Origin of the sequence: Methanobrevibacter sp. UBA412 (assembly GCA_002495685.1) — an archaeon.
GTDB lineage: Archaea > Methanobacteriota > Methanobacteria > Methanobacteriales > Methanobacteriaceae > Methanobrevibacter_A > Methanobrevibacter_A acididurans.
In genome coordinates this window covers 62,444-84,218 of the sequence record DAGJ01000021.1, presented here as the reverse complement: position 1 = coordinate 84,218, position 21,775 = coordinate 62,444, and the positions used below count along the sequence as shown (strand labels likewise).

17 protein-coding genes are annotated in these 21,775 nt (G+C 27.8%); 8 read left to right on the top strand and 9 right to left on the bottom strand.

Annotation, left to right across the window (positions count from 1 at the left end; translation table 11 throughout):
* The gene (thiD, locus tag BP997_RS05810; RefSeq protein ID WP_413823770.1) at window positions 1-765 is read left to right on the top strand and encodes a bifunctional hydroxymethylpyrimidine kinase/phosphomethylpyrimidine kinase; all 765 of its coding nucleotides are present in this window, start codon (window positions 1-3) and stop codon (window positions 763-765) included.
* Between the two features lie 57 nt (window positions 766-822).
* Here the strand turns inward: thiD and BP997_RS05805 are convergent, their stop codons facing one another.
* From BP997_RS05805 to hypD, 3 genes are read right to left on the bottom strand one after another with little or no spacing between them, the layout of a single operon-like run.
* Window positions 823-2,127, bottom strand: a complete 1,305-nt coding sequence (locus BP997_RS05805) for a TldD/PmbA family protein (RefSeq protein WP_413829034.1) — start codon at window positions 2,125-2,127, stop codon at window positions 823-825.
* 46 nt (window positions 2,128-2,173) lie between these two features.
* Window positions 2,174-2,875 carry a phosphoglycolate phosphatase gene (locus tag BP997_RS05800; RefSeq protein ID WP_413823765.1) on the bottom strand — a complete coding sequence of 234 codons (702 nt, stop codon included), beginning with the start codon at window positions 2,873-2,875 and terminating at the stop codon, window positions 2,174-2,176.
* A 32-nt stretch (window positions 2,876-2,907) separates the two neighbouring features.
* A complete protein-coding gene (hypD, locus tag BP997_RS05795; RefSeq protein ID WP_409198515.1) occupies window positions 2,908-3,960 on the bottom strand; it encodes a hydrogenase formation protein HypD in 1,053 nt (350 codons plus the stop codon).
* Window positions 3,961-4,230: 270 nt separating this feature from the next.
* Between hypD and BP997_RS05790 the strand changes: the two genes are divergently transcribed.
* The 4 genes from BP997_RS05790 to BP997_RS05775 are packed head-to-tail and all read left to right on the top strand — an operon-like array spanning window position 4,231 to window position 9,944.
* A complete protein-coding gene (locus BP997_RS05790) occupies window positions 4,231-5,922 on the top strand; it encodes a cytidylyltransferase domain-containing protein (RefSeq protein WP_413823761.1) in 1,692 nt (563 codons plus the stop codon).
* The gene (locus BP997_RS05785) at window positions 5,906-6,958 is read left to right on the top strand and encodes an N-acetylneuraminate synthase family protein (protein ID WP_413823758.1); all 1,053 of its coding nucleotides are present in this window, start codon (window positions 5,906-5,908) and stop codon (window positions 6,956-6,958) included. Before BP997_RS05790 ends, BP997_RS05785 begins: the two co-directional genes overlap by 17 nt.
* Window positions 6,959-7,008: 50 nt before the next feature.
* Window positions 7,009-8,475 (top strand): sialyltransferase, encoded by a 1,467-nt coding sequence (locus tag BP997_RS05780; protein WP_413823755.1) that lies wholly within the window; start codon window positions 7,009-7,011, stop codon window positions 8,473-8,475.
* Window positions 8,476-8,492: 17 nt separating this feature from the next.
* Window positions 8,493-9,944, top strand: a complete 1,452-nt coding sequence (locus tag BP997_RS05775) for a flippase (protein ID WP_413823752.1) — start codon at window positions 8,493-8,495, stop codon at window positions 9,942-9,944.
* A 36-nt stretch (window positions 9,945-9,980) separates the two neighbouring features.
* Here BP997_RS05775 and BP997_RS05770 read toward each other — a convergent pair whose 3' ends face one another.
* From BP997_RS05770 to BP997_RS05755, 4 genes are all read right to left on the bottom strand, one after another.
* Entirely contained in the window at window positions 9,981-10,487 is a 507-nt protein-coding gene (locus tag BP997_RS05770) for an acyltransferase (protein WP_413823749.1), read from the bottom strand.
* 22 nt (window positions 10,488-10,509) lie between these two features.
* On the bottom strand, window positions 10,510-12,348 hold the full coding sequence (locus tag BP997_RS05765) for a hypothetical protein (RefSeq protein ID WP_413829032.1): 1,839 nt from the start codon (window positions 12,346-12,348) through the stop codon (window positions 10,510-10,512).
* Between the two features lie 163 nt (window positions 12,349-12,511).
* A complete protein-coding gene (locus BP997_RS05760) occupies window positions 12,512-13,693 on the bottom strand; it encodes a glycosyltransferase (RefSeq protein WP_413823746.1) in 1,182 nt (393 codons plus the stop codon).
* A 20-nt stretch (window positions 13,694-13,713) separates the two neighbouring features.
* A complete protein-coding gene (locus tag BP997_RS05755) occupies window positions 13,714-15,561 on the bottom strand; it encodes a glycosyltransferase family 39 protein (protein WP_413823743.1) in 1,848 nt (615 codons plus the stop codon).
* A gap of 155 nt (window positions 15,562-15,716) precedes the next feature.
* Between BP997_RS05755 and BP997_RS05750 the strand changes: the two genes are divergently transcribed.
* Window positions 15,717-17,465, top strand: coding sequence for a glycosyltransferase family 39 protein (locus tag BP997_RS05750; RefSeq protein WP_413823740.1), 1,749 nt, complete (start codon window positions 15,717-15,719; stop codon window positions 17,463-17,465).
* A 271-nt stretch (window positions 17,466-17,736) separates the two neighbouring features.
* The gene (locus BP997_RS05745; protein ID WP_413823738.1) at window positions 17,737-18,090 is read left to right on the top strand and encodes a hypothetical protein; all 354 of its coding nucleotides are present in this window, start codon (window positions 17,737-17,739) and stop codon (window positions 18,088-18,090) included.
* Between the two features lie 163 nt (window positions 18,091-18,253).
* Here the strand turns inward: BP997_RS05745 and BP997_RS05740 are convergent, their stop codons facing one another.
* The gene (locus BP997_RS05740; protein ID WP_413823735.1) at window positions 18,254-19,114 is read right to left on the bottom strand and encodes a UbiA family prenyltransferase; all 861 of its coding nucleotides are present in this window, start codon (window positions 19,112-19,114) and stop codon (window positions 18,254-18,256) included.
* A 45-nt stretch (window positions 19,115-19,159) separates the two neighbouring features.
* Window positions 19,160-20,431, bottom strand: a complete 1,272-nt coding sequence (locus BP997_RS05735) for a glycosyltransferase (protein WP_413823733.1) — start codon at window positions 20,429-20,431, stop codon at window positions 19,160-19,162.
* 250 nt (window positions 20,432-20,681) lie between these two features.
* Here BP997_RS05735 and BP997_RS05730 point away from each other — a divergent pair, with 250 nt between their 5' ends.
* The gene (locus BP997_RS05730) at window positions 20,682-21,746 is read left to right on the top strand and encodes an inositol-3-phosphate synthase (RefSeq protein WP_413823842.1); all 1,065 of its coding nucleotides are present in this window, start codon (window positions 20,682-20,684) and stop codon (window positions 21,744-21,746) included.
* Window positions 21,747-21,775 lie beyond the last annotated feature (29 nt).

Genomic DNA, 21,775 nt, shown 5'->3' with positions numbered 1-21,775 from the left:
ATGATTGGTATTACAATTGCAGGCTTAGATCCTTCTGGTGGGGCTGGAATATTAACTGATGTTAAAACATTAGCCAGTTATAATATTCACCCTACAAGTGTTGTAACTGCATTAACTGCTCAAAATCCATCTAAAGTATATTCTGTTAAACCAATTACTGTGGATTTTATTAATGAACAATTTGATTCTGTTTTAAGTGAATATGATATTGGTTATGGTAAAACTGGTTTATTATATTCCAAAGACATTATTAAAGCTGTCTCTAAAAAGGTCATAGAATATGATTTAAAAATTGTAGTTGATCCTGTAATGGTTGCTAGTGCTGGTGATAAGTTAAGTGAAAATAATATTTGTAAAGCTTTTAAAAAATATTTACTTCCTCGATGTATACTTACTACTCCAAATGTTTCTGAGGCAGAACAATTAAGTGGAATTGAGATTAAATCTAAAGAGGATGCCATTGAAGCTGCTTATAAGATTGGTGATTATTGTAATGTAATCATTACTGGTGGTCATTTAAATGGAGTTAATACTTTTTATAATGGGGAAGTTAAAGTTTTTAATCAAGAATTAATTGAGAGTGATAATACTCATGGTTCTGGTTGTACCTTTTCAGCTGCTATTGTTGCTAATTTGATTAAAAATAATGATATGGATTTATTTAAATCTATTAATGAAGCTATGGATTTTACATTTAATTCTATTTTAAATGGAAGGTATAAAACCTTGAATCCTAATTTTTTATCTAAAAAAATAAGTAAGTAGTTAAATGAGAATTAAATTATTCTCATTGAAAATTTTTTTAATATGAATTTCTTTTTTTTAACCAATTACTCTTAAATTATGTAATAAGATTTTTGGAAGGATAAATGATCCATATTGTTTTATTTGTGAATCTATTGCTTCACAATTTTTAAATGTTTCAAAAACATTTCCAGATATCATTGCTTTTTTAATTGGTTTGGTGATTTCCCCATTTTCTATTAAAAATCCATTGTTTACTTCTACACTGAAATCTCCACTTATTGGATTTGCAGTGTGTGCTCCTAGTAGGTCTGTTGCAATTATTCCATTATCTATTTCATCGATTTTTGTCATTTTATTAAAATCTAGTATTATGTTTGATGAACTTACTCCTGGTGTTGATGAGTAGGATCCTCTGAAACCATTACCTGTACTTTTTATATTAGCTTTGTTTGCTGTGTAAATATCATATATAAATCCTTTAAGAACTCCATCTTTTACTAGTTCTGTTTTTTGTGATGGTGTTCCTTCTCCATCAAATTTACAACTAGATAAACCTGCATCTATAGTTCCATCATCATATATGGATAAGTTTTCACTAACGATTGATTTGCCTACTTTGTCTTTAAGTATTGATCTTCCTCTTTGAACATTATCTGCATTGAATCCGCTCATGAAAGTGTTTAATAATCCAGTTGCTGCATTATAATCTAGGATTACTTCTTTATCTCCAGTATCTATGTTTTCCCCACCAACTGAATCCATGGCTAGTTGGGATACTTTTTCTGCTAATTCTTCCCCATTAAAGTCATAGTTACATGAGGATATTGAGTCATATGCACTTGAAAATTCATCTTTTTTAAAAGCGTTTACTGCAATGTATGCTCCAAAACCAGTGCCTTTTTCAGATGCATTTACTCCGTTAGAGTTTAAGATTATTTCTTCACCGGATCCTCTTGAAAATCCTCCACTTGTTGGTTTACATCCTTTTTCTTCTACTGTGCTTAGTATGTTTTCCATGAATGAAGTCATTTCATCTAATTCTAATTCTTCATTTTTCTTATCATAATTGTTTTTTATTGTTGGATAGGATGATTTTTCTGCAAATGCAAAGTTTGAATCTTCTTGGTTTAATTTTGCATTGGAATATGCTTTTTCTGCTGTTTCTGATATTTTATTCATATCTGATGTGAATGCAAAACCTAATTTATTGTCTTGTATTACTCTTATACCTAGTCCTAAGTTGATTTCTTGTTTTGCAAAGCTTAAATCTGATTTTTGTGCATCTAACTCTAAGAGTTTTGAGTTTTCAGCAAATATTTCGTATTCATCACAGTATTTGCTAATGTTTCTTTCTGCTTCTTCTATTATTTGATTTAACATTGTATTTTTTATCCCCTGATAAATTGAATTATTTTATTATTTTTTTTTAATCATTGAATATGAATTTTTCTACAGCTTCCATTACCCCATCACCGTTGGGTTTCTTGCAAACATAGTCTGCTTTTTCTTTTAGATTTGAACTAGCATTTGCTACTGCTATTTTTATCCCAACATGGTCTAGGAAGTCTAAGTCGTTTTCACTGTCTCCTATTCCCATTATGTTGTCAGGGTTAATTTTTAAAATCTTTGCTAATTTTTCTAATGTGATTCCTTTGTTAATGTTTTGATCTGTTATGTGTAAGGCAAATCCACTATCGTAGACTTTAACATTCCAATCTTTTAATATTTCTCGTATTATGTCTGCATTCATTGTTCTGTAAAATGCTATTTCAGATAGTCTGCAGTATTGGTCATCTACTATTTTTAATTGATGTTCTTTTGTTAAGTTTTCTTTTAGGTAATTGTAAGCTTTATCTATATATTTTTTATCTGCGAATACTATTGTTTCATTGTTTTTGTATCCTTCTTTAAACATTACTCCACCGTTTTCACCTACTACTCCTCCTGTTGTACCTATGGAAGTTGTTAATGCGTAAGTGTATACTGCTGTATTTCCAGTTACTAATATTACTGGTATTCCACTGTTTTCAACTTTTCTTATTGTTTTGATTGCATTTATAGATAGTAATCTTTGTGAGTCTGTGATGGTTCCGTCAATATCTAATGCTAAAGCTTTTATTTTTTTCATTGTTTTATATCCTTTTTATGGAATATGTATTTTTAATTTTTTGGAGTGTATCTGTGTGCTATGTTACAGGTTCCTTCTTTACTTACCATACATGCTCCTATTGGGTGCATTGGGTTGCAGGATTTTCCGAATAATTTACAATCTGTTGGTCTTTTTAATCCACGAAGTATTGGTCCACATATACAACCTTTTGGTGCTTCTTTCACATCTTTTACTTCTATATCGTATATGTCTCTTGCATTGTATTGGGTGAATTCATCTTTTAATTCAAGAACACTGTTTGGCATTTTTGGAAATCCTCTCCATTCTCTACTTTTTACTGTGAATACTTCATCCATTGCTTTTTGAGCTACTATGTTTCCTTCTTCTCTTACTGCTCTTTTGTATTCATTATCTACATGAGGGTCATCGTTTTTGATTTGTCTAAGGATTAGGTAAACTGCCATGAGAATGTCTAATGGGTTGAATCCTGCTGTTGCTTGTGGTATTCCATATTTTGTTGAGAAATGATCGAATGGTTTGGTTCCTATTATTGTGCAAACATGTCCGGGTTCGATTAGTGCATTTAAATTTGTTTCTCCTGAGGATATTAGGAAGTCTAATGCAGGTGGTATTAATCTGTGGCATGATAGGATTGAGAAGTTTTCAGGTGGTTCGTTTAGTATTGTTGATGCTGTTGTTGGTGCAGTTGTTTCGAATCCTGCTGCAATGAAAACTACTTTTTTTTCTGGATTTTTTTCTGCTAGTTCTACTGCATTGTTTATTCCATAAACTACTCTTACATCTGCACCTTTTGATTTTGCATCTGCTAGTGATTGGTTGGATCCTGGAACTCTTAGCATGTCTCCAAATGTTGTGATTGTTACATCTCGATTTACAAGTGATAGTGCTTCATCTATTTCTCTTGATGGAACTACACATACTGGGCATCCTGGTCCTGCAACAATTTCTACTTCTTCAGGTAATAGTGATCTTATCCCATTTTCCATTATGGCATGTTCATGTGATCCGCAAACGTGCATTATTCTTACAGGTACAGCAATATCATTTATTCTGCTAACTAATTCTTTAGATAAATTTTTCATTTTGTTTTACACCGTTTTTTTATTTATTATGTTCTTTTTGATAATTAGATAGTAATTAATATTTTTATAATTCTTAATGTAATTTCTGTTTGTTTAAATAAATATTTAAAATTTTAGTTGAAACTAAATATATTTAATTTTTAAAAGATTTTTATCCTTTTTTTAAAAAAAATATAAATATTCTATGGTTATATATTTATGAATATAATGAATTTATATGAAAAGTAATTATTTTTTAAAATTTAAAAAAGGGAAAAGGTTTTCTTAAAGATGTATAAGGATAATAAAATTTTAGTGGTTATTCCTGCAAGAGGAGGTTCTAAAGGTATTCCTCGTAAAAATATTCGTATGATGAATGATAAACCTTTAATTGCACATACTATTAACCATGCTAATTCTTCTGAGTATATTGATAATGTTGTTGTTAGTACTGATGATGATGAGATTAAATTTATTGCTGAGAAGTTTGGTGCTGATGTTATTAAACGTTCTAAAGAGTTAGCAGAAGATAATGTGCCTTTAGATCCTGTTATTTATGATGCTACAATTAAACAAGAAGAAAAGTTTAATACTGTTTATGATTTTGTTATAACTCTTCAACCTACTTCTCCTCTTTTAAAAACCAGTACCTTGAATAAGGCTATTGAAAAGCTTTGTGAGGGTAATGATACTGTTATTAGTGTTGTTGATGATAGGCATTTAAGTTGGGGTTATGATACTGAAGATGATAAATTTTATCCTTTATATAGTAAAAGGGTTAATCGTCAGTATTTACCTAAACAATACCGTGAAACTGGCTCTATTTTTGCAACAAAAAGAGAATTCCTTAAAGAAGATTCACGATTAGGTGAAAAAATTGATTTAATACCTGTAAGTCCTCATGAAAGTATTGATATTGATAATTATGAGGATTGGTGGGTTGCAGAACGTCTTTTAATGAAAAAACGTATTCTTATTAAGACTGATGCTTCTCATGAAATTGGCACAGGCCACATTTATCGAGGTTTAGCTATTGCATCTAAATTAGTGAATCATGATGTTATGTTCTTATTAAATGAGAATAAAGAAATTGGGATTAATATAATTAAAAATTATAATTACCCATACATTACACATAAAGAAGATAATATTCTAGGTAAAATTAAGGAGTATGAACCGGATATTGTAGTAAATGATATTTTAAACACATCATCTAGTTATATTAAAAGTTTAAAAGATGAAGATTATTTTGTTCTTAATTTTGAGGATTTAGGAGGGGGAGTGAAATATGCTGATGTAGTTTGTGATGCATTATATGAGCATAAGATACCTCTTAAAAATTTATACAGTGGTCATCTTTATTATATTTTAAAGGATGAATTCTATTATCAACCTTATAAAGAAATCCATCCAAGTGTGAAAGAGATTTTATTAACATTTGGAGGAACAGATCCAAATGATTTAACTAAAAAAACTTTAAATTCTATTTTAAAGAGTGATTTTAAAGGTAATGTTAAAGTTATTCTTGGACTTGGGTATATGGATAAAAAAGGAATTGAAAAAGAGTTCCAAGATTACAGTAACATTGAAATCTTTGAAGATGTTAAAAATATTAGTGAATATATGATTTCAGCAGACATTATTTTCACTTCAGCAGGTAGAACAATGTATGAAATAGCTTCTATTGGAGTTCCATGTGTTTGTCTTTGTCAAAATCAACGAGAATTAACCCATATTTTTGGTAATGTGGAAAATGGTTTTATTAATTTAGGATTAGGTAGTGAAGTTAAGGAAACTGATTTAATTAAAACTATTAATGATATTATTTATAATTATGATTTACGACTGGAAATGAGTAATCGTATGAAAAATGTTGATGTTAGACATGGTTTTGAAAACTTAATGAAAATTGTTAAACCAAAATATTTAGAATTTGAAAAAGAAAAAAAGGGAGAAATGTTAAACAATGAGCATATTCAATAAAGAACCATTTTTAATTGCAGAAATTGGTGTTAACTATTATGACATAGCTAAAAAGATGAATATTAGTAATATGGATGCTGCAAAATTAATGGTTAAGGAAGCTAAAGATTCTGGTTGTGGAGCTGTTAAATTTCAAAGTTATAAAGCTAATACAATTGCTTCAAAGAATTCTCCAGCTTATTGGGATTTAAATGAAGAACCAACAACTTCCCAATATGAATTGTTTAAAAAGTTTGATCAATTTGGCAGTGAAGAATACCATGAAATTGCCAAGTATTGTGATAGTATTGGTATAATGTTTCTTTCAACCCCTTTTGATTTTGAATCTGTTGAATATTTAGATGAATTTATGAGTGTTTATAAGATAAGTTCATCCGATTTAACAAATATTCCATTTATTAAGGTTATTGCACGTAAAAACAAACCTATTATTATTTCTACTGGGGCTTCAACTACTAAAGAGATTTCAGAAGCTATTCGGGCTATTGAAGATGAAGATAACCGTGATATTGGTATTATGCATTGTGTTTTATCTTACCCTACAGATTATGCTGATGCTAATTTGTTAATGATTAAAAATCTTAAAAATCTTTATCCAGAATATGATATTGGTTATTCAGATCATACTAAACCTGATGATGAAATGTTGGTTCTTACTACTGCTTATTTAAATGGTGCTAAAATTATTGAAAAACATTTCACATTAGATAAAACTTTAAAAGGTAATGATCATTATCATGCTATGGATCCATCTGATGTTAAGAAGTTTTTTAAAAATATTGAATTTATTAGAAGTATTAATGGTCAATATGATAAGGTTCCCTTAGATTGTGAAGGTGCTGCACGAATTCAAGCTCGTAGATCCATAGTTGCTAAGCGTGATATGGATGTTGGTGAAATTATTGATATTGATGATTTAACATTTAAACGTCCAGGTAGCGGTATTTCACCTAATAAGATTAATTTAGTTTTAGGTAAGGAAGTTAAAGTACATATTTGTGAAGATGACTTATTAGATTTTAATATGTTTAAATAGAATTTTTACGGGAAAAAATATTAATTATTTTGTAGAAGGATTTAATTGAAATGATGAGTGTTAAAGAAGTTTGTGATGAATTTTTTAGATTGGAAAATGAGTATAATCTTAATTATATTATGATTCAACATGTTTATCCTTGGGAACTTGTACGTTTATATCTTTATTATGAAATAACCCGTAAACTTGGTTTATTTGGTAGTGCTCAGCAAGCTAGTGTTAGTTTATTTGATAAAGTTAAATCTTTCTTGCCTTTTATTAAGAATAGTATTTTTTGTAATCCTTTTAAAGGTCAAGATAATTTTGAAATTCTAATTTTTAATCATCCTCGTAAGGTCTTAAATAATGGGGAGTATATGGATATTTATAGTTATTTTTTAAGAGATACCTTAGAAAACTTAGGTAAATCTTATGAAGTTCTTGATTCTCCTTATTTAAATAAGCATTATATTAAAAAGGATGATAAGGTTAAGTTTAATGATCGTATTTTGCTTGGTTCTTATTTTTATAAAAAAACACATAATATTGAGTATACGGAGAAAGAATCTGAAACTATACAGTCTATTGAGAATTTAATTCATAATCATTTTGGTGTTGAAGTTAATTTATTTGAGATTTTTTCTAATCATATTCTTAATTTTCAGTATGAATATGAGAAGTATAGGGAATTATTGAATGAGAAGAAAGTTGAACAAGTTTATGTTGTAGTTGCTTATGAGAATAAAGCTTTGGTTGCTGCTTGTAAAGATTTAGGTATAGAGGTTATTGAATTACAGCATGGTATAATTAGTAAGTATCATTTAGGTTATAGTTATCCTAGTGAGAATATTACTCTTAAAAGTGGGACTTATGAACATATAGCTTATTTCCCTAATAAGATTTTAAGTTTTGGGGATTATTGGAAAGATGCTAGTGCTTATCCTATTAAGAAGCATGCTATTTTTAGTGTTGGTTTTCCTTATTTTGAGGATAATAGTAAAAAGTATAAGGATGTTTCTAAGAAGAAGAATCAGATACTTTTTATTTCCCAAGGGGTTATAGGGAAGTATTTAAGTGAATTTGCATGCCATCTAGCTAGTGTGTTAGATGGTTATGATTTTATTTATAAATTACATCCTGGGGAGTATAGTACTTGGAAGGAGAATTATCCTAAACTTGTTGAAGCAGATAAGTTAGATAATTTTAGTGTTATTGATAGTAATGAACCGGAGTTATATAAATTATTTGCTGAATCTGAGTATCAGGTTGGTGCTTTTTCTACTGCAATTTATGAGGGTTTAGCTTTTAATTGTAAGACTTTTATTGTTGATGTTCCTGGTGTTGAGTATTTAGATGATTTGGTTGAGAAGAAAATTGTTGTTAAAGTTAGAAATCCTAATGATATGGTTAATAAATTGAAAGATTTAGATTTGAAAGAGTATAATGCTGATTTCTTTTTTAAGAATTATGATGAGCAACTTTTAGAGGATGTTTTGTTGAATAAGAATATTATGCAAGTTCCTCGAAAAAAGATTTAATGTTTTGATTATTAGGTGTGTTTGTTTTGAGTCAGTATGTTAAATTTGTTCAGAGAATTGGTTTAGTTGGTATTACTAATATTTTAATTAGTTTAAGTAGTCTTATTTTCATACCAATTATTACTAAGAGTTTTTCCACTGCTGAGTATGGTATGTGGGCTCAAGTTACTACTACTGTTGCTTTGGTTCCGAATATTGCTAATCTTGGCCTACCTTATACTATGGTTAGATTTTTATCTTCTGAGAAGGATAAAACTAAGATTAGGGGTTCTTTTTATAGTATGATTTCAGTTACTTTGTTATCTACTTTGATTATTTGTGGATGTTTTTTGATTTTCAGACAAACTATAGCGAATGCTTTGTTTAATGGGAATTTACAAGTATTATATATTACTACTTTGATTTCATTTTTTGCTTGTTTGAATTTGATGTTAATTACTTTCTTTAGGACTTTTCAGCAAATGAAGAAGTATAGTATTTTCTTGATTTTGCAAAGTTATATTGGGGTTCTTTTATGTATTTTCCTTGTGTATTCAGGTTATCATATTGAAACTGTTGTTTTAGGTTTACTTAGTGGATATGCATTAGTCTTTATTATGATGTTAATTATGGTGGTTGGATATCTTGGAATTGGTAAGCCTTCATATAAAAACTTGAGAGAGGAACTATCTTTTGCTATTCCAACTATTCCAAATAATGTATCTTCATGGGTAGTTGATTCAAGTGATAAATATGTTATTGGAACCATACTTGGATCAGCAGCAGTAGGTTGTTACTCTCCAGGATATGCATTAGGAAGTGTTTTATTAATGTTCTTATCACCATTTGCTGTTCTACTCCCAGCAATACTTCCAGAACATTATGAAAAAGGAGACATGGCAACTGTTGATTATTATATGAGGTATAGTATGAAATATTACTTATTATTAACAGTACCTGCAGCTGTAGGAATGTCAGTTTTAAGCAAACCATTACTCTTACTTATAACAACTAGCACTATTGCAAATACAGGATACTTAGTAACACCATTTGTATGCTTAGGTGCAATATTCATGGGTGTTTACGGAATAACTAACAATTATTTAATATTAGAAAAAGAAACAAAAATCTTAGGAAAACTATGGACCGTAGCAGCAATAGCTAATATCTTATTAAATATTTTATTAGTACCAATTCTAGGAATCATTGGAGCAGCATTCGTAACATTACTATGTTATATTTTCACATTCACAATTACAACATATAAAAGTAGAAAATATCATAAATTACCTTATGAAAAAAGTTCCACTATAAAAATTATTATAGCAGCAATTATAATGGGAATAGTAGTTAAATTAATTAACCCAACAGGGTTAATAAATGTTCTAATCGCAATAATAATTGGAGTAATAGTATATTTCGCTTTAATATTTGTAATGAAATGTATAAAAATAGAAGAAATTAGATTCTTTAAAAAAATGATTAGTTAAAAATTTAGAGTAGGAAAAAAAATAAATAATTAGTTTTTAATGAAATTTAGCTTGAGATTTTAACTTTTCATAATGGTCTTTATCACGATATTTAAAAACAGTAGCTGGATTTCCACCAACTATAGCACACTTAGGAACATCACGAACAACAACACTTCCTAATTGAATTATAGCACCTTCATGAATAGTAACACCAGGTAATATGTTTACACGATTACCTAACCAAACATTATCTTCTATAGTAACATTTTTACTAATTATAGTTTCATCATAAGGTATAGCTTCACCATTATCATAATTATGATTATCAGTAAGGATCATACACTCAATACCTGAATGGAAATTATCACCAATTTTAACTTCACCTTTACCTTGAATATGAATCCCATTAAAATTAACATTATTTCCAAGGTAAGTGTTAGATGTTGCAAGAGAAGGACCATTAACCCGAAGATTTACTCCACATTCTTTTACAGTTTTTTGAATATTTTTAGTATAATGTTTCACTTTAAGATTATGAAAAAAAGATAGTATACTCATCATGAATCCTCTTTAAAATTTTTTTTTATGATGAACATTCTGCTGAGTATTGTGATAATAAAACTGCGATTTTATGAATTGTTAAATCATCAATTCTACGTTCACCATGCTTAATTTTATATAAAAGTTCTTCAAGGAATAAATCATCATTAGTTAAAATTACATTAATAACTGCAACTTCATTATTTACAAAACCAACAAGTGGTTCTATATGTATTCCAGGTAAACCATTTTCATCTAAAAATTGTGATAAATTTTCATTTAAACTTAATGTTTCTTGTTTAATTTTATTATTAGTATCAAATTTAATTTTACTATCATTTACTTTAAAATGAGTTTGTTTATCTCTAAAGTTAGATACAACTTTTAAACTATGTTTACTAGATAAATATTCTTCTAATGAACCAGACTTACCAATTAAAGATGAATTTTCCTTATCTTGTTTGATTTTACCATTATCCTCTTTAGAATTATATTTTTGAGTGACAATTGTAAATATTCCAGTAGGACCTATAACAACATGGTTTATTCCTTTACCTGCTTCAGGAGGTCTTACATAATATAAAACATAAAAGTCTTCAGGAAGAGTTAATAGTTTAGCACGAATAATTCTACCTCTAGCTTCACTATCAGCATAGGAATAACGTTTATAAAATCCATAAATGATTATTATAATACCTAAAGTTATGAATGATATACTTATGGTTCTGCCTGAAATTAAAACATCAGCTAAACCTATTAAAGCCACAACTGAACCGGTTACTATGTAAACCATATGGTAAGATAAATTTTCCTCATTTGGGTGAGGTATAAGTTCTTGTTTATTAGTTTTATATCCTTCAGGTGTTCTAATATCTGTATGGATTAATTTAGGAGCATGTGTTAAATCTTCCCTATAAGATTTAAGTTGATCTTTTATCATATTGGAGAGTTTATCAAATGAATTTTCACCATAATGAGAATCTGCAATTCCATCTAAAAAATCTTGTTTCATCTGTTTTTTTAATTCATCATGATATTTATATAAAGCTAAAGCGTAACGATCATTTGCTGAAGCTTCTTCATGTTTAACACGTTTAGATTGTTTTTTAACTTCTGTTGTTTTATTTGTTTGAATATTATCTTCTGGAATTGTTTCAGATTCATGTTTTACATTACTTAAGTAATCTGTTAATTCATCTGAAATTCTTCCTTTAGGACCTACCCGTACACTTTTTTTAAGTATATTTTCAGAGTATTCTGAATTGTAATTTGAATCCTTTTTAGTTTCTACCTCAGGTAGGGAATGTGAAGACTTATTAAGTATTTCTTGATTAGGTTCAACTTCCCCTTCAATAATAGGTGTTTTTGTATTTTCTTCTGGGATTGAATCTTCCTCAACAATAGGTGCTTCAGTGATTTCTTCTTGTTTTATAAATTGTTTTTGAATATTAGATTCTTTTAAGTCTTGGCGAGATTCTTCTAAATCTTCTTTTAATTTATTTATATCATGACGTTTACCTGGAGTTGTGGCAGTTTTTTCATATACTTGTGGTTCTAGGATTTTTGGATAAGGAGTCATTTGATCTTCTTCATTTACAGGTATTAACCTTCCTCCACAGCTTACACATTCATATTCATCTACAATATCATTACTATTTAAACGATATTTTAATCCACAATCCTCACAGTAAACAAGCTTAAAATCTTTATAATTATTTTTAAAATGAGTTTGTTTAGTTTTATGTGATGAATCTCCAGTTGTTGGGTATTCTGCAAGTTCTTCTAAGTTACCTGTGCAGATACTACATTCAAAACCATCTAAATCTTCATCATCTTCTAATTGATATTTAGCTCCACAATTTTGACAAACAACAACTTTCATCTGTAATCCTCTATAATAGCAAATAAATGTTTTAAAAAAAAGGTATTAATTATAATCTTATCCGATTTAATTTTATTGCAATATACTTTTTTTAATAAGTTTACTAAATTATATATCTTGTTTTTATGATTTAAATATTATTATTTAACCTGGACAATTTTTATTATTTTATAATTGAATTGTAAATGTTTATTATTTGTTTATCAATTACATTCCAATTGTATTTTTCTTCAACTAGCTTACGACCTTCCTTACCATACTGTTTTGCTAATTGTTCATTTTCTATTAATTCTTGTATACTGTTTTTTAAACTTATTTTATCATAATCACAGGATAGGCCACATTTTTGGTTAACCCAATTGTGTATATGATTGTTTTTAGTTAGTATTAATGGTTTTTCACATGCCATTGCTTCTAATCCACTTGTAGTGAATGATTCATATTGGGAGGGCATTATAAACATATCACAATCTGTTAAGGCTTCTTGTTTTTCTTGTTTATATAATGGACCTGTTATTATTATTTGTTTGTTTAATCCTTTCTTTTTTAGGAGTTTTTGTATTTCTGGTAAAAATCCATCATCTGGTCCGATTATTGCTAATTTTATATTATAATTTTTATTTGTTTTAATTAATTCATCAAATGCTTCGATTAATAGGTCTAATCCTTTTATTTTATGTAATCGTCCAATGAATATTAGTAGGGTGTCTTCTTCTTGGATATTGTGTTTTTTTCTAAATTCTCCTTTAGGTGGTAGTTTTGAGTATTCTTCTAAGTTTATTCCTAATGGTACTATTTCTATTTTCTCTGGTGAAACTCCCATTTTTATGTATTGTTGTTTTTCAATTTCTGTTAGGGCGAATACTTTATTTGCATTATGTAATGTGTTAAATCCCCAGAATTTATCATATATTTCTTTTAATTTTTCTTTTTGGAAAAATGGTAAAACACTTCCATGTGCTTGTACAATGTAGGGTATATTGTTTTTTCTTGCATAATGACATGTGAGGATTGCTAATGTTTGGCGGTGTTCATGAATGTGGATTATATCATGATTACTAATATCTTTACGTATATAATGGGCTGCGGTGATTGGTGTGTCTACTAAGGTTTTTGTTTTAATTGTATTGGAAAGGTTTTTGAAGTAGTTTACTTTTATTCCATTAATATCCACATTATAGTTTGTTTTATCAAATTTTAATCTTTCTTTACATGAATCTGTAGTGTATACATAAACTTCATTACCATTTTGTACTTGTTTGCACCCAATTTGATAAGATGCATTAACTACTCCTCCTGCTGCAAGACAAGGATAGTAAGAGTGTGCTACATGTAATATATTCATATTAGTTTATTCTCCATTAATTAAGTATTATTTCTTTGATAAAGGTATAAATTACCTTCTTTTTGAATTTGATGATAATTTGTTAAGTTCACTTTTTCATTAGATATGTAATATGTTAAATCACTTTGTTCTAAGTAATCCCTATGATATTTATCTATTCCGAATAAGTCTTTATGTAAGAACCATGAAAATGGTCTTTTATTATATACTCCAATATTTTTACTTTCATAATCTGGATCGTAATGTTTTAAGTAGTTGGAAATTAATTCTGGTGATTTTATTTCTTGATCTATTGTTACTGTTGATGTGAAAGTAAATGCACTGAATACAAATATTATGATTAGGATTACTGCAAGTAATTGGGATGTGTTGATTTTATGTTTAAATATATTTAAATTAAAATCTAATTCTTGACTAATATAATTTAATCCTACTGTGAAAAAGTATACAAATGCAGGCATTACTGTTAGAATATAACGGTTTACTTTAATATTTATATAAGTAAATGCTATTAAGTACACAAGAAACCATGCAATCATTGCTAAATCTAGGTTTAAATATTTAATTTTATGATTTTTTAATAAGGAGTTTAGTATTAGAATATCGAAACTGATTAAGATTAATGTAATAGTAGAACTGATTTTATCAAAACTTAATACTGCAAATATTAAAGTAATTATAAATATTAGTTTTAGTAATGGTTCTAATTTTTTAGTTTTAAATAATGGTTCTTTAACAGTTTTTTTAATTGGTTTTGACACGATTTTTTCATTTTTAATTTTATAATCAGTTGTTTTAGTAACTGTTTCGATTTTATTTTCAGATTTAAAATCAGTTAAACCATTTAAATTAATGTGTCTTTTTTTCTGATATTTTAATTTTAAACCACCTATAATTAATCCTATAATTGTTATGAAAAATACTAAATAAGAGATTATGTTTGGATTGTATAATGATGGTATGTTACCTTTAAATATTATATTATTTGAGAATAGGAAGTTTAAGAAATTTGTAATATAAAAATATGTGTTTGTTGTGAATGCTGAATCTACAACACTTGTTTTTAATCCTGAACTAACTGCTGATGATTGGGATAGGAATCCTAAATTTGTTACATATCCACTTATAAAGTATAGGAAAATTATTGTTAAACTTACACTAGTGATTAATGCTATTATAATGTATTTTACTTCACTGGTTTTTAAAAATGCTTTTGCGGATTCTTTAAAAGATTCCCTATCTGATAAGAGTTTGTCTAAGCATTGGAATAAATCATATTTTCCAAAGAAGTATATTAATAGTACTGGTATGATTAATCCTGCAGTATAACGTGTGAAGATGCTTAAGACAAATAATAGTAATGATGGTATGTAATATTTAGGGTTTTTATCTACAGCTAATGTGAAAAATAGGATTGACCAAATACTTAAACCGATTGCGGGAATGTCTAATGTTCCATTTGCTAACCATAGAAGATTTAGGGATAGGCTGAATAGTAGTATGGATCCTATTAAACTTAATGTTTTATTGAATCGTTTTTTAAGTAATATGTAGAATCCTAAATTTCCAAATATTGCAAAAATTCCTGTTACAATGTATAATGCATTAACATTAACATATCCTAAGCGGAATATTCCCCCTGTAATCATACATAGTACTGGTGATAAATACATTGTAGCGTTAGCATCTATATTCACTCCAGCATAGTTTAAACTGTTTAATAAGTAGATGAAAACGTCTGAACAGTAAATACCTAATTGGTTATTGAAAAATATTATGTTTATTGTTATAAGTGAAGTGAATATTAATAAAAATAAGATGTAAGGTGAGTCCATTCGGTTTATGTTGATGTCTTTTATAAATTTCATTAATTTCAAATCCACTTTAAAATCATATATATTTTTATTCCTTTTTTCTTAATATGTTAAATAATATGTAATAAATATTATTAATAGATTATATTATTATTATAAAAAAAAATGATAATAATAAAAAAATTTTTTTAAAGGAGAAATCTAATTATATGCTTAAGAATTTTAAATCAATTATTACGGAAAATAAGAATCTTTTTAGTTTATTAACCGTGTTAATAGTTTCTTTAATTATTGGTAGTTTGATTGTTTGGATTAATTGTAGTGAAAACATTCTTGGACATTCTTATAGGGATATTTACCTTTATTTGATTGAAGCTCTTAAGTTTAGTGGAGTTAATATTACTGGTTATGATTATGTGGATTTCTTATCTCCACTGATTCCTTTTTTAACTAGTATTGCTTTTAGATTGAATTTTGTGAGTGTTAATAGTTTATTTGTTATTACTGGAATTTTTTATGTTTTAGGTGTTGTTGGAACTTATCTTCTTTTAAAGTTAAGATTTGATAATACTTATAGTATTTTTGGAGCTATATTGTATGGTAGTTTCACTGTAAATATTATGTGGGCAGGTAATGGGTCAATTGATGTGCCTTGTGTTGCGCTTTCTATTTGGACTTTATACTTTTTTATTAAAGCAATGAAAACAAATCAAAAATATTTTTATTTAGCTTTCCCTTTAAGTGTTTTAACATTCTTTGCAAAGTATACTGGTGCTGTTGTTTTTGCTGTAATGATTCTTTATTTCTTATCCCAAAAGGATATTTTTGGAACTATAAAGAAGTATTTTAAGAATATTGTTGGTGGTGCCTTGTTTGGTTTATTATTCATGGTTCCGTTTTTTTATTATTATTTATCTAATCATATACCATTTGGTTTTTTAAATCAAGCCGAAACAATATCTTCCACTACTACTAGATCTGCTTTTGCTATTCGTAAGCATAAAGGGAATAATTTATTATATTATTTCAGTAATCTTCCAAGATATATTTATAATCCTAACCATTGGGTTGGTATTATATTGTTAATTATTTGTATGGTTGGTATTGTTTATGCATTGTATCGTTTTTCAAAGGTTTTAAAAGAATCTTATGGTGTTATGGATTCTAAAGTTGGATTTAATTATGATACTAATGGTTTTTGGGATAATATTGTAGGTAAATTTAAGATTCCTAAAAGCATTTTTTATGTGATTTTATTTGCTTCTATTGTTGGTATGTGTTTATCATTTTTCATTGCAGGTAAGGTTTCTTTTGTTAAATGTGAAATATTATTCTTTATCTGTATTTTCATTTTTTCACTTACATTTAATAAGGTGCTTTTAAGTTTTAATGAGAATAATAAGTTTAAGTATGAATTTTTTACTTATGATTTAATGATGATTGGATGGTTTATGGGTCATATGATATTTTTATCTGCTCATTTAACTAAAGTTGATCGTTATGCTACTGCTTTTGCTCCTGCTTTAGCATTTTTCATTACTTTTGGTTTAAGTTTTATATGTGAAAAGTTAAAAGATTATAAGATTAAGAGTGTGAGTTTAAAACATATTATCCCTACTATTTGTGTTATTTTACTTCTTATTATGAGTTTCTCATATTTAGGTGTTAATAAACATGATTCACTTGTAAATAATGAGCAAGATACTGTAACTTGGTTAGAGGGTCATGATCCGAATTTAAGTTCTGCTGTGATTTGGGCGGATAGGGGACCGATATTTACTTGGTATCTTCAAAAAGAAGTTCATTATGTTACTAGTAAAGAGAATTCTTCGAAATTTTCTAGTGAAATGTTAGCTAACAATACGAAGTATTATATTTCACAATATCAAAATTTAAGTATTCCTCAATATAAGGAAGTTAAACAGATTGGAGAGGTTAGTGTTTATCAGAAAGTGTGAATGATTTAGTGTTTCCTTAAATGGTGAGGGATACTTGATTATAGTACATTTTATTAGTTTTTATTTTATTAGGGATATTAATCCTTAAAGGGTTTTTTAAAACCTTTCCACTATTTTTTTATTTAAGTTCACTATTTTTAAAGATTATTTAAAAGCTTATTCTGTGTTTAATTGATATTTTAACCCTTAATAAAACCGTTATATTTAATAAGTAAAAGGATTATAAGTATTTGATACATTTAAATTTTAAACACTATTGGAGGTGAGAAATTTGGAAAAAAGCAATATTTTTATTTTAATATTGATTGTTATAATTATTGCAGTAGCTGCTGTTGGAGCTGTAACTTATGTTTCTAATAGTAATAATGCATTAGTTAATTCTACAAATACCTCAAATAATTCCACCAATTCATCAACTATAAATTTAAATGATTCAAGCAATAATAATGTTTCTTCAAATACCACTATAGTTAATGATGATGGTAGTAAAACTGTCACATGGTCAAAAACCAATTCTAATGGAACTACTGAAAGTGGGTATGTAACTTATGATAAAGATGGAAACACTGTTGAAGGTGCTGGACATGAAGTTGATGCAAATGGAAATGAAATTGGAGTAGGTTAAACCTAGAATGCTTATATTTAAAAAATTGTGGGGTGATTTTTTTAAGTTTTAAATATTTTTTTTTCACCATTTACAAAAAATAATTTATTAAAGAAAATATTTTCATTAAAATACATAAAAAAACCCCCACTTTTTTTTATAAATTTTTTTTCACTATTTTTTTTTAGAATGGTATGGATCCTATAATGAATGCTAAAAAACTTATTAACATGCCTATTTTTAAATACTTTGAAACTTTTCCACAAGTTACTGGTTCTTGGTTTTTCAATATAATAATTGCACAGTATAAGAATAAAATTATAGGTATTATCATCACTATTAAGTAGTAAACATTAAATATGTTAAGGTAAAATAGTAGTGGACTTACAAGTGCTGTTATAATTATTAATATACTTGATAAGATGCTTGAATTCCTATTTCCCCATACTATTGGTAGTGTTTCTGCAGATTCTATTTTGTCCCCTTCAATATCTTCCATATCTTTTGTTATTTCTCTAGCTAGTGTCATGAAGAATGCGAAAAATCCTAATGCGCATCCTGTTTGAAGTATTAAAAATGAATGAGTGCTGAATGCAAGGATATCCCCACCAAATATGAAGCATAATGCTGTAAGTAATGATACTGCAATATTACCAAATAATGGCATGGCTTTAAGATTACGTGCATAAAAATACATTAGTAAACAACAACAGAATACTAATATTAATGGTGTTAAATCTTTCACCAAGTAGCTTATAAGTCCACTTAGTAGTATTGATATTAGAAATAGTATGATTGAGTAATTTTTAGCATTTTTTAAACTGATTCGTCCTGATGGAATTGGTCTTTGTGGTTTGTTTATTTTATCGATTTTATAATCAAAGAAATCATTAATCACGTTTCCTCCAGAAGTTGCAAATAAAACAGTGATGAAACCTAATATTATTGGTATTCCATAATTGAAATTTATAATTGCCATTAATAGTACAGCTACTGCTGCCATTAATGCATTTGTTGGTCTGGTTATTTCTAAATAAACATTCATAAAAATACATTCCATTATTTTTTTTTATTAATTTAATATTATGTTTTATATTTGGTTTAATAATTTTGCAAAATTAGAAGCTGTATTCTTCATTGAAAATTTATCAATACTTTCATTAGCTTTAAAAGTGATAATATTATTTTCATTAAATTCATTATAAAATTTTAGTAATGCTTCTTTTGTATCATTTAAAGATGAAACATGAAATCCTATACCAGTTTCAGTAATTAAATCTTTTAGGGATCCTTGCTTGTAACCAATAGATAGTATTGGTTTTTTAAGTGCTAAGTATTCATATACTTTTCCAGGTATGAACATTTGTTCTTTAGGATTATTCCAACTAATAAGTAAAAGAATATCTGATTGGGATTCTTTTTCTAGTACTTCTTCGTGAGGGATGAATCCTCCAATATTTAAAGTTGATTTTAAATCATATTTTTCTGCAATTTCTTTTAGGTTTCCAGAATCCCCGTAAAAGTTTAATTGAATTTTATCTTCTTTAATTAATTTTTCATCTATTAATTGTTTCAATGCTTCAAATAGTATTGTAGGGTCTCTTTTTCCTGCATATAGTGATCCTGCATATGTTATGTTTAGTTTTGTATTCTTCTCTTTTATAATGTTTATTTTTTTAAAGTCATCTGGATCGTATCCAGAAGGTATTGGGACTATTAAATTGTTTGGATGTAATTGTGATAGTGTGGTAGCTGCAAGAGGTGTTGTAGTTGTAAGTGCATCTGCATGATTAAATGTGTTAATTTCTAAACGTTTTTCAAAATAGTTTCTAATATGAGTATGGTTTATATATGGATTCATATTCCATAAGTCACGTAGGTCAGCTATCCATGGTATATTATACTTTTTTTTCAAATCTTTACCTATTTTATGTGCTGTTACTGGCCAAGATGAGGAGATTATTGCATTTATATTTTCTTCTTCTATTATTTTTGAGGAGTATTCCATTGCTGGTTCGTACCAATATTTCATACCATCAGGATAAGCGAATATTTCACCGGCGAATGTTACTATTTTACTTAATAGTTTGTTATCTACACTTGTTGAGTCCCGTATAACTGGTTGAGTGTTTTCAACTTTTTCTGTGCTTTGGCGTTTTAACCATTTATCCATCATGTCTTCATAGGGAGTTTGGATTACTTCACAATTTAAACCTTCCATATTTAACTTACCAAGGTTTGGAACTATGACTATTGGTTCCCATCCATATTCAGGTAAATATTTAGCTAAGGCTCTTAATCTTTTAGATGCTATTTCGTTTACTTGATTGAAATAGAATGCTATTAATAGTACTTTCTTCATGTTCTTCCCCATTTTTACTCCCTTAAAATTTTTTTTATTACTTGAATTTAATTTATATTAAATAATACTTTTATACTTTTAATTTTATCACTTTATATAAAAATCATATTTAAATAAAATGAAATTTAATATTATATTATTATAATTTACTATTCTTAAATATTCTATATTTATTAAGATTTTATTATAAAACAAAGAAATTATTAGGTGAATTTAATTGGTAGATAAGATTAAGATTGCTATAGTTGGTATGGGGAATTGTGCTAGCTCACTTATTCAAGGTATTTATTATTATTCTGATAAAACCGAGAAAGATTCCAATGGTTTAATGCATTGGAAAATTGATGATTATGAACCTGGAGATATTGAAGTAGTTGCAGCATTTGATATAGATCAAAGAAAGGTTGGAAAAAGTGTTAATGAAGCTATTTTTGAAAAACCAAATTGTACTACTATTTTTAATGATAATCTCCCTGAAACTGATGTTAAAGTATCAATGGGGAAAGTTCTTGATGGTGTAGCTCCTCATATGAAAAATTATGAAGATGATTATACTTTTATGGTTAGTGATGAAGAATCTTGTGATGTTGTTCAAGTTTTAAAAGATAGTGGTGCTGAAATTTTATTAAATTACCTTCCAGTAGGTTCTGAAAAGGCTGCTCGTTTTTATGCTCAATGTTGCCTAGATGCTGGTGTTGCATTTATTAATTGTATGCCTGTTTTCATTGTTAGTAATGGTGAATGGGAGAAGAAATTCCATGATAAAGGCATACCTTGTATTGGTGATGATATTAAGGCACAAATTGGTGCAACTATAACTCATCGTACATTAGCTAATCTTTTTAAGGAAAGAGGAGTTACTCTTGATAGAACTTATCAACTTAATACTGGGGGAAACACTGATTTTCTTAATATGTTAAATCATGATCGTTTAAGTTCTAAACGGGAATCTAAAACAGAAGCTGTTCAAGCGGTTGTTCCTCAAAGATTAGAAGATCATAATATCCATATTGGTCCTAGTGATTATGTGCCTTGGCAAAATGATAATAAATTATGTTTCTTAAGAATGGAAGGTAAGACTTTTGGTGATGTTCCTATGAATATTGAATTACGTTTAAGTGTGGAAGATTCACCTAATAGTGCTGGTTGTGTTATTGATGCAGTACGTTGTTGTAAACTTGGATTAAAAAGAGGTATTGGTGGTCAGTTAACTTCTATTTCATCATATCTTATGAAACATCCACCAGTTCAGTATACTGATGATATTGCCGCTGAAAAAGTTGAAGCTTTCCTTAATGGTGATCTTGAAAGATAATATTAAAATCTTCACCATTAAAAATATTT